Annotated in this window: 11 protein-coding genes; 3 read left to right on the top strand and 8 right to left on the bottom strand. The window is 56.6% G+C overall.

Going from position 1 to position 12,921, the window contains the following annotated elements; translation table 11 throughout:
- Nucleotides 1-169: 169 nt before the first annotated feature.
- The 4 genes from ACN0VD_RS09685 to ACN0VD_RS09670 form a co-directional block, all read right to left on the bottom strand.
- The gene (locus ACN0VD_RS09685; protein ID WP_417593742.1) at nucleotides 170-1,162 is read right to left on the bottom strand and encodes a hypothetical protein; all 993 of its coding nucleotides are present in this window, start codon (nucleotides 1,160-1,162) and stop codon (nucleotides 170-172) included.
- 78 nt (nucleotides 1,163-1,240) lie between these two features.
- Nucleotides 1,241-1,708 (bottom strand): hypothetical protein, encoded by a 468-nt coding sequence (locus ACN0VD_RS09680; RefSeq protein ID WP_417593741.1) that lies wholly within the window; start codon nucleotides 1,706-1,708, stop codon nucleotides 1,241-1,243.
- 162 nt (nucleotides 1,709-1,870) lie between these two features.
- The gene (locus ACN0VD_RS09675; protein ID WP_417593740.1) at nucleotides 1,871-3,385 is read right to left on the bottom strand and encodes an FAD-binding protein; all 1,515 of its coding nucleotides are present in this window, start codon (nucleotides 3,383-3,385) and stop codon (nucleotides 1,871-1,873) included.
- The gene (locus tag ACN0VD_RS09670; protein WP_417593739.1) at nucleotides 3,385-3,717 is read right to left on the bottom strand and encodes a hypothetical protein; all 333 of its coding nucleotides are present in this window, start codon (nucleotides 3,715-3,717) and stop codon (nucleotides 3,385-3,387) included. The genes ACN0VD_RS09675 and ACN0VD_RS09670 overlap by 1 nt, the downstream gene beginning before the upstream one ends.
- Before the next feature lie 73 nt (nucleotides 3,718-3,790).
- Here ACN0VD_RS09670 and rnd point away from each other — a divergent pair, with 73 nt between their 5' ends.
- Entirely contained in the window at nucleotides 3,791-4,978 is a 1,188-nt protein-coding gene (rnd, locus tag ACN0VD_RS09665; RefSeq protein ID WP_417593738.1) for a ribonuclease D, read from the top strand.
- Nucleotides 4,979-4,995: 17 nt separating this feature from the next.
- Here rnd and ACN0VD_RS09660 read toward each other — a convergent pair whose 3' ends face one another.
- The 4 genes from ACN0VD_RS09660 to ACN0VD_RS09645 are packed head-to-tail and all read right to left on the bottom strand — an operon-like array spanning nucleotide 4,996 to nucleotide 10,621.
- Nucleotides 4,996-6,516: a Ppx/GppA family phosphatase gene (locus ACN0VD_RS09660; protein WP_417593737.1), complete on the bottom strand. Its 1,521-nt coding sequence runs from the start codon at nucleotides 6,514-6,516 to the stop codon at nucleotides 4,996-4,998.
- A complete protein-coding gene (locus ACN0VD_RS09655; protein WP_417593862.1) occupies nucleotides 6,513-8,666 on the bottom strand; it encodes an RNA degradosome polyphosphate kinase in 2,154 nt (717 codons plus the stop codon). The genes ACN0VD_RS09660 and ACN0VD_RS09655 overlap by 4 nt, the downstream gene beginning before the upstream one ends.
- Nucleotides 8,667-8,705: 39 nt before the next feature.
- Nucleotides 8,706-9,323 carry a hypothetical protein gene (locus tag ACN0VD_RS09650; RefSeq protein WP_417593736.1) on the bottom strand — a complete coding sequence of 206 codons (618 nt, stop codon included), beginning with the start codon at nucleotides 9,321-9,323 and terminating at the stop codon, nucleotides 8,706-8,708.
- Nucleotides 9,324-9,334: 11 nt separating this feature from the next.
- Nucleotides 9,335-10,621, bottom strand: coding sequence for a heavy-metal-associated domain-containing protein (locus tag ACN0VD_RS09645; RefSeq protein WP_417593735.1), 1,287 nt, complete (start codon nucleotides 10,619-10,621; stop codon nucleotides 9,335-9,337).
- 62 nt (nucleotides 10,622-10,683) lie between these two features.
- On the opposite strand from ACN0VD_RS09645, the gene purM reads away from it, so the two are divergent.
- Entirely contained in the window at nucleotides 10,684-11,790 is a 1,107-nt protein-coding gene (gene purM / locus ACN0VD_RS09640; RefSeq protein ID WP_417593734.1) for a phosphoribosylformylglycinamidine cyclo-ligase, read from the top strand.
- Nucleotides 11,783-12,748 carry a phosphoribosylglycinamide formyltransferase gene (gene purN / locus ACN0VD_RS09635; RefSeq protein ID WP_417593733.1) on the top strand — a complete coding sequence of 322 codons (966 nt, stop codon included), beginning with the start codon at nucleotides 11,783-11,785 and terminating at the stop codon, nucleotides 12,746-12,748. Before purM ends, purN begins: the two co-directional genes overlap by 8 nt.
- The last annotated feature ends 173 nt before the right edge of the window (nucleotides 12,749-12,921 follow it).

Below are 12,921 nucleotides of genomic sequence, written 5' to 3'. Positions count from 1 at the left end.
TCCGGGGAGTCCGCAACCCCAAATCGCATCCATCGCCCGACTAGCAACCGGTCATTGAATGTTTTTGGACGTCAGCGGCAACCCTAAAATGGACACTGGCCTAAAGCGGACACTGGCCAAGAGCGGACACTGGCGCTCCTTGCCAGCCGCTATGCGTACATCTCTGTCGTCAGAACGGCTTGAGATGATATTCGATCCGCGAGACGGCATAGCCTTTGCGATAAGGTTCGATGCTTATGAGCAGATAGTCGTTTCTCGCTTCATCCTGGAATACGAAATCGGCGAAATTGTGATCGTCCACAGCAACCTCTATCGCATCCCACCGCGATATGACTGCGGCCAGATTGAAACCTTCCACGGAAACAAGCTCGGAGGGCACGGAACAATCAGGATTTTTCCAAGAGTATGTCGCCTCAAACGTGATCCCGTTATCGACATCACTGGCGGGTAGCCCGTCGACATAGCCGGTGGTGAGCGCCGCACGATCGCTTTCGTCCATGTAGAAGAAGGCGAGCCTGGGCTTGAAAAGGTCGGCAACTGGCGCGCCGTTGCGTAATCGCTGTGCGAAAAATTCGACAAAGGCGAGCCTTTGCTGGTTTACAGGCTCATCGAAATCGCTCGCTGCAGGCTCGATTAGCGGCGGTTCCACCGGTTGTTGGGCCGTCGCTTCCGCGTCCGTGGCCACTGCGGGGCCATCCTGCACCGCTTCGGGTAGAGTGGAGCACAGGCCGAGATTTTCGAAATAGGTGCGGGCCGCCGCCGGATCACCTGCCAATGTACGTGTCAGCAGGCGCTCAGCCTCACTGGCAGCATCGCGAGCGGCGGGATGGTCGCGATCCTCCGTGAGGAAAAAATCGATCGCATTCACAGCGGCCGGGAGCCGTAACTGGTCTATCATGGCGTCGATAGCTGCTTCTGGAAAAGCGCCGTCATCCACCGCATCGGCATGGAGCATCCAGCGCCCTCTGCAGCGCGCAGCGTCCTTCATGTTGAATACCATTGGCGATTGCTGTTCTCCGACGGCAAAAGCGGCGATGGCGGTTTCCCAGTCGAGCTCCGCATGCTCGCCAGCCGTCACCGCTCCACCAGAAAGCGCGGCACCAAATATGAGCAATCTTGCGCCGGCGAGCACCCGCTCGATCATCATTTTCCGGTCAGACATGCTTTCGACTCACCTCTTGCGGGTGAACAGAGGAAATATGATCGCTCATGGGGAATATCTGGTCATCATGACAGCCATCTACCTTCGCTTGATCGGGGTCGGACACTGGGTCGCGGCAATTGCCTCCATGGCAACAGCGGTATCCTGAAAACGTTCAATCAGTTCACCGACAATATGGCCATTGATATCTCGCCTGACACGAAGAAAAATGTTGCTCGCTTCGCCAGGTATAATGTCGATGAATCCGTCTGCACGCCGTTCGATTCTCCCCGTTTTTGTGCGAGCGGGATCAATATGCTCCCCGTCATTCGGGTTCATGATCGCGTAGATATTATCGGCGTTGACGGAGATGATGATCAGTGGAGTTTTTTGATCGCAATCGTCATACCACATACCGTCAAGCCAGCCGAAATCAGCGTCGTTGTTTGTGAGAGCTTGTTGCTGCTCCTCATGGGCTACGTCAGTATCTACGAACTCGTCTGCAGTAGCGCTCGTCTGACAGGCCATTACGAATGCCGCCAATGCGGCAGCGGGAAGGAAATTCATCAGCGCAGCTCTCAAATACCATATCACTGACACTTTGCCGGACATGGCGCAGAAATCAAGGAAACCTTCAGTTCTGGACCCGATTCACAGATATGACCTGCCGGTCGGACTTCTCGACCTGGCCAAATATTTGCGCTTTTGGCACATCGTTTGACGAGAACATCAGATCAACCCGAGCTTCACCAATTCGTCATTGGCAAAGACCCGCCGGTCGGCCGGGTCGGGCATCACCTGGGCCTGCGCCCATTTCCAGTTGGCGAAATTCTGTTCATAATCCCGCTTCACGCGTTGCTCGTCGAGATTGTTGGTTTTGCCCCAGTGACGAGTGAAAGCAATCCCGGCATCATCGAGCGCCTCGACGACTTTCTTGTAGCCATTGTGACTGGTTTCGACATTGGGGCCGTCAAAGTCGATCACGACATTGTCCGGCCAATGCGCGGGCGCGAGCAGACCCTGGGCTTGGCGAACGAAGCGCAGGGTGACAACTGTGCCCCCTCCCCCGCGCCTGAAACTATCGATAATTAAATCAAAGGCTTCGCTCAGCTTTCTACGGTCCATTGTCACTGACCCGTTGAACAGACTGGCAATTGGGGAATGTTCTTCCGTCGTATGCCCCCAGGTGGCGATCGCCGGAGGATCATCGACATCGCGATTATCAGGATAGGCTTGCTCCATCGCCAGTTGTAAAATTTCTGCCTTGAACCAGTCGCTCTCTGCCATCGCCCGACCGAGGAGGGTCAAGGCGTCATAGCCGGCGCCCATATCTCCGGGGGGAGGTGGCGGGATGCTGGCATCGAAGGGGCGCTTGTAGAGAAAACGCAGCAGGCTCCTTTTATCGAAAGGGTCGAAGGGATTTATTATAAGCTGCTGAAAATAGGGCACTTCATTCAATCCAAACTCGCAGGAGAATTTCCTGAACTCGCCACGGCACAGCCAGTCGATATGCTCACGCTTTATCTTTGCGGCCTTCTGGATATTCTGCACCATATAGATGGGATCCGTCTCGATCAGCATTGCCGTAACAAAACCCATCGCGCCAACATGGATCTGCGCAGCGGCAAATATCCGGTCATCGCGGATGATCTCCGATCCGGTCTGGGCGATGAAATCATCCGACAGCACCGCCTTCTTCGGCGATATCCACAATATCCGCTCCGGCGTCACCAGTTGAATAGCCCGGACATGATCCTGAATACCACCCGCCTGCCAGACACTGCCATGAGTGCCGGTGGCACAGGCCCCGGCAAAGCTCTGGCCATTGCTCGCTCCGCCTGTGCGTAGCGACCGCCCCAATTCCTCGGCGCTTTCATAGACTTCATCGACGGTCGCGCCGGCCTGCACCAGCAGCAAGGCTTCGGCACCGAATTCGCTATCGGCGTGCACGTCACTGGCCGACAGCTTGAAGGTCCGGTTGAGGCGCAAGGTCTCGACCAGCCAGCCATCCTCGACCACATTAATCGGAGCTGGCGACCAGCCCGCACCAATAGGGCGCACCGGAATCTGATATTGTTTCGCTTCGGAAAGTAGCTCCCGAACCGTTTCGGCAACCCCTTTGAGATGCGCCCGGCCATTGACCTCATCGCTGTTGGACAGCTCAATCCGGTCCTTCAGATTGCAAGCAGCGGTCTGGTGATAGTTGTTCCAGATCTGGTGGCCGAGATGAACGATTCGTGCCATCAGGCCTCTCCCACATCGAAATCGCCCGCGTAACAGCGATAGGCAATGCTCACCGTACGGACGAATCCGAAGGTCAGCAGGCAGACGAAAATCGCCTTTCGGGTCATGAAAAACCGCATATCGTTGATACCCAGCCGCGAACAGTCATCAGCTTGGAGGGATCGCCCGCGCCGGGACGCGAAGCCCCAGGCCAATATCGTGATTTCGATAGTCTTTCCGCCAATCGGCCGCGGATCGGCGATCGCCAGACAGGCATCGCCGCACAGTGCCATCACCTGTCCGAGCAACAGCAGCGCCAATATGACGATTGGAATCAGTGACCAAAATGTCATGATTTATCCCCCCATTTTTATCCGGTATCGACGAATTGTTTGCGGGATGACCTGCCCGATGTATAGGACAAAAATGCACATCCATAATTTGCTGACTGACAATCAGGACATCGCTGACATCTGCGCACGCTTTGCGACTGCGGATTTCGTAACAGTTGATACAGAATTCATGCGCGAGAATACCTATTGGCCTATTCTCTGCCTCATCCAGATTTCCGACGGAAAGGAAGCGGCGGCGATCGATCCGCTGGCCAAGGGCGTCGATCTTGATCCTCTTCTCAATCTGCTGGTCAACAACGAAAATGTCCTCAAGATTTTTCACGCCGGCGGCCAGGACGTGGAAATCATCCACAATATGACCGGTAAGACCCCGCATCCCATTTTCGACACTCAGATTGCGGCGATGGCCATCGGTCAGAGCGAACAGATTGGCTATGCAAATCTCGTCGACAGCTGGCTCGGCATCACGCTCGACAAGGGCGCGCGGTTCACCGACTGGTCGCGACGGCCGCTGAACGCACGCCAGCTGGAATATGCCATCGCCGACGTCACCCATCTCGCCACAATTTTCCCGATGATGCTGGAAAAATTACGTGAAACCGGTAGGGGCATGTGGATCAATGCCGAGATGGAAAAGCTCGCCGATCCCGACAATTATGTCAATGATCCGGAAAAGTCTTGGCTGCGGATCAAATCGCAGGGCCGAAACCTGGAGATGCTTGGGCGACTGAAGGCGATAGCCGCGTGGCGGGAAATCGAAGCGCAGTCCAAGGATCTTCCGCGTGGACGGATCATGCGTGACGAAACGCTGGCGGATATCGCGGCCCACCCGCCGCAGGATCAGAACAAGCTGGGACAGGTTCGCGGCCTCTCGGCAGGCTGGAAAAACAATGATATCGGCGCCCGCCTGATGGAAGTCATCAAGCAGGCAAAGCCGCTGTCGCGGGACGATCTGCCGATCAAAACCGGCCGGCGTCCCAAAAATGGAAAATCCAACGCGCTGGTGACGGACCTGCTCAAGCTGTTGCTCAAAATCCGTTCAGCCGAAATGAATGTCGCCTCTCGCCTGCTCGCCCGTGCCGACGATCTGGAAAGCATCGTCGCCGGAGAACGGGAAGATGTGCCCCTGCTCGAGGGCTGGCGCTACGAAGAATTTGGTCGCGATGCCCTCGATCTGATCGAAGGCCGGGTGAGCTTCACGGTGAAGGATGGCAAATTGAAAATGACTCACCAGCAGGAAGGCGACGTCGCACCAGAATAGCCCGGCGTCATTACCTGTCAAACGGCGGTCATCACCGGTTCCAGACCCATCATGTTCGCGAGATGCCCGTGCCGTTTGGCCACCGCATCCCCGTAAAGATCGACCAAATCACGGGCAATGGTCAGCTCCAGCTTTTTGCCGCTTTTCCGGATGGCGGTCTGTTCCAGCGGGTTGCGGGTTCCACCGCTGAGCCGCTGTCCCAAACGCATCGCAAGCCCCCAACAGATGGCGCGCTTCGTCGCCTTTTCGTCCGCCAGCTTTCCCCCGCCAAGGAAGATACGATTGCCGCCCCCGAAACTGGTAAACAGCGCCTGCCCCAGCATTTCGCGTTCCGGTCCGCTGATCGCAACCCAGTTGCCATGCAATCCGATTTCCAGTCCCCGCTCTGCCCGAAAATTGGGATTCGCCCGCCACGCAACATCGCCCAGATTGCAGGCGGCCTGACGAATACGGTGCCACTCGACCGGATCGTCGGAAAAAATATCGCCGATCCATTCGCCGAGCAATCTGCTGTTTGCGGGAAATCGTGCCTGCGCGGTTCCGGCGTCTTCCGTCGCCAGCAACAGCGGATCCTTCGCCGCTTCCTGCTTGCTGATATTCTGGAACAATACGCCTTCGCGCACACCATAAGCGGAAATGACCATCTTGCTGCTGTTCAGATAACGCACCAGCATCGACAAAAGCCACGCGGCATCATTCAGCGTCGGGATGCGCGACGTGGAAAGACCGGGCACGCTCTTGAGCTTGTCTTTGTTCAAATGTGCCAGTCGGCTGACCAGCCGCTGGGCGCGACGCGGTTCCATCTCGTAATTGTGGATGACCGGGAGCGGGTAATTGCTGTCGGACATATCAAGCCGGGCGAGCGAACGCCACGAACCGCCAACCAGATAGAATGGCAGTTGCTGCGCCTGTTTCTCCCATCCGGTCTTCTTGAGCATCTTGCGCATCTGCGCTTTCAAATTGTCGTTGCCCTTGGCGCGCAGGTCCGCGACCCGGAGCACCCCCAAGGGAAAGGAAAAACGCTCCTTCACCTCGCCCCGTTCAATCATCGCCAGTTCCAGACTGCCGCCCCCCAGATCGCCCACAATGCCGTTTGCATCCGGTATGCCGGAAATAACCCCCAGCGCGGCTAGTTCCGCCTCTTCCTCGCCCTGCAGCACCGCAACGTCATAGCCGATCTCGCGCGCGACCCTCAGCAGGTCGCCGCCATTGCTGGCGTCACGCACCGCCGCGGTGGCGAAGCTCATGATGCTATCGACTTCCATATCCGTGCAAAGGCGATGGAAGCGCTTCAGACCACGCACCGCAAGCTGCATCGAATCCTCGCCAATCGCGCCGGTGGTCGCCAATTCCTTCCCCAGCCCTGCCATGACCTTCTCGTTGAACAGGATGGCGGGGACCCTTGCCGGCCCCTGATAAACTACCAAACGGATAGAGTTTGAACCAATATCAACAATAGCCGTACGCCGGTTGGATTGCCTCCTTTTCTTGGGCACCAAATCGGAAAACGGCGGTGTTTGGACGAATATGTCGGTCACGCTTTTTCCTTGCGGCGCCGCAAACTGAGGCGGGGAACGGCGTTGCTCTTCTTGAGCGCCTTGCCACGTCCGGAGAGCGACGGGTTGGTCATGAAATAGCGGTGCAGGTTGAACGGCTTGTCTGACGGCTCGACCCTCGTGTAGCCGCCGTCCGCATTCAGTTCCCAGCTCTGCTCGTCATCGATCAAATTGGCGACCATGACCTGGTCGAGTATCTGGTCATGGACGGTCGGGTTGGTAATCGGCATCATATATTCGACCCGCCGGTCAAGATTGCGCGGCATCCAGTCGGCCGACGAAATATAGAGTTTTGCGCCATCATTGGGCAAATCCTTGCCATTGCCAAAGGCCCAGATGCGGCTGTGTTCCAGAAAACGGCCAACCACCGATTTCACCCGGATATGGTCGGACATGCCCGGCACATGCGGCCGCAGACAGCAGATTCCCCGGACCACCAGATCAATTTCTACCCCGGCATTGCTCGCCTGATACAGCTTTTCGATCAGCGCCGGGTCTACCAGCGAATTCATCTTCGCCCAGATCATGGCCGGCTTGCCATCACGGGCATTGGTAATTTCCTGATCAATCAGTGCCATCAAATCCTTGCGCATGTTGCGCGGCGACATGGAGATCAGTTCCAGTTCCTTGGGCTCGACATAACCGGTGATATAGTTGAACAATTGTGCCGCATCGCGCGCGGCACGCGGATCAGCGGTGAAGAAGCTGAGATCGGTATAGATTTTGGCGGTGATCGGATGATAATTTCCGGTACCGAAATGGCAATAGGTGCGATAGCCTTCCTGCTCCTTGCGCACGACCATCGATATTTTCGCGTGGGTTTTCCACTCGATAAATCCGTATACCACCTGCACGCCCGCCCGTTCCAGCGCGCTCGCCCAGTACAGATTCTGTTCTTCGTCAAAACGCGCCTTGAGTTCGACAATTGCGGTTACCGATTTGCCGGCTTCGGCAGCGTCGATCAGCGCCCGGATAACAGCGGATTGCTTGCCAGCCCGATAAAGGGTCTGCTTGATGGCGACGACATCCGGATCAGCGGCCGCTTGCCGCAGAAATTCAATCACCACCTCGAATGATTCATAAGGGTGATGGACAAGGATATCCTTGTCCCGGATAGCCGCAAAACAGTCCCCCCCATGTTCGCGAATACGCTCCGGAAAACGCGGGCTATAAGGCGTGAATTTCAGATCCGGACGGTCTTCGTCGACCAGAATCTCAAGATCACTGATGCCAACCAGCCCGTTGATCCGACTTTCGGTCGCGCCATTATGCAGAAGGTTTTCGCGTAGCATCGCTACGACCGGTTCCGTGAGTTTCGGCCCCATTTCGAGCCGGATCACATCGCCACGACGACGACGTTTGATTGCGCTGCGAAAATAGCGCACGAGGTCTTCTGCCTCTTCTTCCACTTCTATATCGCTGTCGCGGATGATCCGGAACAGGCCGCTGCTTTTCACCGCATAGCCAGGAAAAAGAATGTCGGAGAATTCCTGGATGGCGGTCTCGATAGAAACGTAGATCGCCGCTTCACCGGGCAGCCGAATGAAGCGCGGGAGACCGGATGGAATCATCACCAGTTCCCGGATCCCCTGATTATCCGATTCCCGGACCAGATCGAAAACCAGACTCAATCCCTTGTTGGGGATGAAAGGAAAGGGATGGGCCGGGTCGAGCGCTTGTGGAGTCAGTACCGGAAATATCTGGTCGAGAAAATGTTGCCGGAGCCAGGCTTTTGAATCATCGGCAAGCTCATCGATGGGCGAAACGAGAATATCCTCGTCCGCCAAGATTTTTGACAAGGCCGACCAGACTCGCTGCTGATGTTCCAACAATCCGTCGACGCGGGTCGCGATAGCCTCCAGCTGCTGTGTCGGAGTCAGGCCATCCACCGAACGTTCTTCGATTTTCTGACGATATTGCCCCACCAGTCCGGCCAGGCGAACCATGAAAAACTCATCCAGATTGCTACCGGAAATGGACAGGAAGCGCAGCCGTTCGAGCAATGGATGCGCGGTATTTTCAGCCTCTTCGATAACCCGTTCGTTGAACCCCAGCCAGCTTATTTCGCGATTGAAATAGCGTTTGTTACCATCTTCCAGCAAAGCGCCGGCACCGTCACGTCGGGTTACCATGTCCGCGTCGGGCGACGCTGCAGCAGGATTATCCATCGGCTATATTTCCATCTTTGCATCGCTGGCATCCAGAAATCCGAGCGCAGATTTCGCGATAGCCAGATTTATCGGTTTTTTGGTCTCGATCGCAAGGGCATCCATTTTTTTCGCCAACTGTCTTACCATTGCGTAGGACCGGGTCATCCGCTTTTCGAGATAGCGCAAAACGTCTTCGGATATGGTTAATCCGCGCAGGGCGAAATATTTCTGGAATAGTCCGTCGATCATCGCCTGATCAGGCGGACCGATTTCCCGATACAGCGATGCGGCGAGACGGGATTTCAGGTCGGGAAGCAAAACCCCCCAATCGGCAACCGGCTTTTCCGACACCAGTAGCAGCGGCTTTTTCTCACTGTTGGCGCGATTCCAGAGATGGAATATGTCAGTATCTTCTTGTTCGGCAGCATCGTCGAGATACAGCCCCTGACTCTCCGTTTCAAACACCGTCGCCATGGTCGTTTTGCCGGAAGCTTCGGGACCAATTAAAATCATCGTGTGATGCGACCAGTCGCGCCAGCACTGTAGTTGCCGGTGCACCTCGGCATTGGCAGCGGTCACCAGATATCCGCCCTGTTCCGCCGATGGGCTTTGTTCAAGAGGGAGAGCAATCTGACTCACGATCTTGTTACCTACTGGCCGGAACGACTGATGCGCAAGGCGCCCGCTCCTTGTTGCACCTGCCAGCCCTGCGCCCGAAGCGCCTGGGCAAGAGTGGAAATGTCACCCCGATAGGATACGCTCATGACGGAAACACCACCCAGCGCGAGGCTTGATGTTGAAGCCGAGGCAACCCCGGGAATCGAGCGCACAGACGATTCGCCGCGGCTCACCGCTCCGACATCCGGCGTATCAAACTGCAAGGAAATACTGGTTACCGCCGCCTGCGTCGCCGCTGGCGTTTCACTGGTGGTTTCGGTGCCGCCGGCGGTGACAGCTGTTTCCGGTGATTCGCTGGATGCGCTTCCGGTCTCGGAATCGTCATCGAGATCGAAATCGGCAAGATCCAGATCATCAATATTGAACGGATCCTCGATGATCAGCGACTTGTCGGTTTTCAAGATACCGCGCGACAGGGCGCTTGCATAGATATTGTCCAGTCTTGCGATGCCTTGATCCAGCATCTTGGGAATATCTTCGCTACGGTCCACTTTCAGCGCGAAGCTGTCGATATATTTGTTGTCAGGACCATAGCGGGCGGTAAACCGCGCTTTGACCGGACCACCGGGATATTCGTAGGTCAGCCGGACGATAGGGATGATGACATCCGCCGCGCCGAATTGATCCAATATGTTGCGCCACCAGCGGCGACTCGGGCGATTGGCCTGCCCGGCGGTCATCACCAGCGATTCGCTGTCCGATCCATAAGGCCGGACATAATCAATCGCGCTTTCGCCCGAGCGGAAACGGGCCCATGCCTTTTGCCATTCGGTGCGGTTTTCGAATACCTGCGGGGAGCCTCCGCTCCACATGATCGGCAGGACCAGCATCGGCGGAGACCGCAAACGCCTTCCGCTAACGCCCAGAATGGATCCTGCTCTGGCCCGATCAAACATCACGCCGAGCGTTGCGATATAGCGTTTTGGTCCAATCTGCTCCTGCTCGACGATGATCGCAGATACGATCGTATTCAGCGTGCTATCCGACAGACCGGCGCTATCGCCGCCCTGCTTGTTCTTGTACAACATCTTCCAGGCTTTGCGCTGTGCTTCTTCCCAGCCTTTTTTCCGGGCATCAAAGGCATTGTCGCCATGAACGTCTACTTTTATGCCCGTGACCTCAAAGTCACCGGTGCTCGCAAGCGGTGCGACGCCGCGTTCTGTGCCCTCCAGCTGGGCATAGACAACCGCTGCCGCGAGCATAGTCACAACCGCGATGGTCGCAGCAATCTTGATCCTGAAGTCAGTCAAAATACTCATTTGCGCCCTTTTGACGATTATGGCGTGGAAATCCAGCCGGGAGTTGTCTAATCGCTCAAGTTATGAGTGAAAAGCAAAATGAGCCAGATAACTACACCTATGCGAAAGCCGGTGTATCCATTGACGCGGGCAACGCCCTGATCAAGGCGATTGCGCCACTGGCCAAAGCCACGGCGCGCGCGGGCGCCAACGCGGAACTCGGCGGCTTCGGCGGATTTTTTGATCTGAAGGCAGCGGGCTATGACGACCCGCTTCTGGTCGCCGCCAATGATGGCGTGGGCACGAAGCTCAAGCTGGCGATTGACTATAACCGCCATGACACGGTCGGAATCGATCTCGTGGCAATGTGCGTCAACGACCTGATCGTGCAAGGCGCAGAGCCCTTGTTCTTCCTCGACTATTTTGCCACCGGCAAGCTGGAAAACGGCATTGCCGAACGGGTTGTCGCCGGAATCGCCGATGGCTGCAAGATGTCCGGCTGCGCACTGATTGGCGGCGAAACCGCGGAAATGCCCGGCATGTATGCCGAAGGCGATTATGATCTGGCCGGTTTCTGCGTCGGTGCCGTGGAGCGTGACAAAGTCGTGACCGGAGCGAATGTCGAATCCGGCGATGTCCTGCTCGGCCTCGAATCCTCCGGCGTTCACTCCAACGGCTTTTCGCTGGTTCGCCGGCTGGCAGCGGACAAGGGCTGGAAAATGGATCGCCCTGCCCTGTTCAACCCGGACATATTGTTGATCGAAGCGCTGATCGCTCCGACGCGAATCTATGTGAAGTCCTTGCTGCCGCTGATGCAATCCGGACGAATCAAGGCGCTTGCCCATATCACCGGCGGCGGCTTGCTGGAGAATATCCCCCGCGTATTGCCGGGCGGACTGCACGCCCATGTCGATGCGACAAGCTGGGACCAGCCCCGGCTGATGGCCTTTCTGCAGGCGCAGGGCAATATCGAGCCGGAGGAAATGGCACGGACATTCAATTGCGGAATCGGGATGGTATTGGCTGTTTCTTCCGCAGAAGCGGACGCCCTGTCCACGGACCTCGCCGCAGCGGGCGAAAAAGTCCACCGAATCGGCGATGTCCGTGACGGGATCAAAGGCTGTTCCGTAACCGGCAATCGCGGAACTTGGTCGGCAACGGACAACTGGACAGCCACCTATAATGGCTGACAAAGCCAAAATCGCGATTCTGATTTCCGGACGAGGATCCAATATGGCGGCCTTCGTCTACGCTGCCAAATCATCCGACTGCCCTTATGACATCATGCTCGTGGCCTCCAATGATCCCGCGGCCCCCGGCCTGCAACTCGCCGCAGCAGAGAACATCACCACCTTCGCCCATCCGCACAAGGGCCTGTCACGCGAAGCGCATGATCAGATCATGCACGAAGCCATCGTCCGTTCCGGTGCAGAATATGTCGTGCTGGCCGGTTACATGCGGATCCTGAGCGATGGATTTGTCAATAAATGGACCGACAGGATGCTCAACATCCATCCGAGCCTGCTGCCAAAATACAAGGGTCTCGACACTTATCAGCGCGCGATTGATGCCGGTGACAAGGTCGCGGGTTGCAGCGTGCATCTGGTAACGGCTGAACTGGACGACGGGCCGGTACTCGCCCAGACCGAGGTGGCAATCCTGCCCGGTGATGATGCTGACACATTGGCAAGCCGGACCCTTATTGCCGAACATCAGCTCTATCCAGCGACTGTCGCCCGCTATGTCACCCGCGAGGCCGATCCCGAATGGATTTTGAATCAGGTCCGTCAGCGCGCTCTGGATTTGGCCGAAACCCATGAACGGGAAAGTTTCGGTTCACCCGGCTGGCGGGTCGGAAGTGAAAAGAACGGAAAATATTTCGCCTATTTCACCCAGAAATTGCACGGCGAAGCTGGCGTCGGCTTGCTGGTCAAGACCAGTGGCCCGGATGAGCAGGCCGCGCTGATCGATGCTGATCCGGAACTTTATTATTCCCCGAAATTTTACGGTCCGTCAGGCTGGATCGCTATTCGCCTGAATACCGGTCGCACGGACTGGGAGCATATCGAACAATGGCTGTACAAGAGCTGGTGCTTGGTCGCACCCAAACGGCTCACCAGACTGATCGCCATTGCGGATCAATTTTAGGGAAGAATGCACCACGGGCCGAAACTCCTTGGACAACATGTAGGAGGGAGTGATGTTGCCCAAAAATATATATGAGCCGGCCGGGAGAAAGAAATTCCGACCCGTGATACGGGTGGGCGGATAGGCCAACATCCCCATATTATCGATACGGCCCTTTGGCCGTATGCACGACA

Origin of the sequence: Parasphingorhabdus sp., from assembly GCF_048267785.1 — a bacterium.
In the GTDB taxonomy this organism is placed as follows: Bacteria; Pseudomonadota; Alphaproteobacteria; order Sphingomonadales; family Sphingomonadaceae; genus Parasphingorhabdus.
Note: the sequence above shows the minus strand (reverse complement) of the source record. Positions and strands in the feature narration are given on the sequence as shown.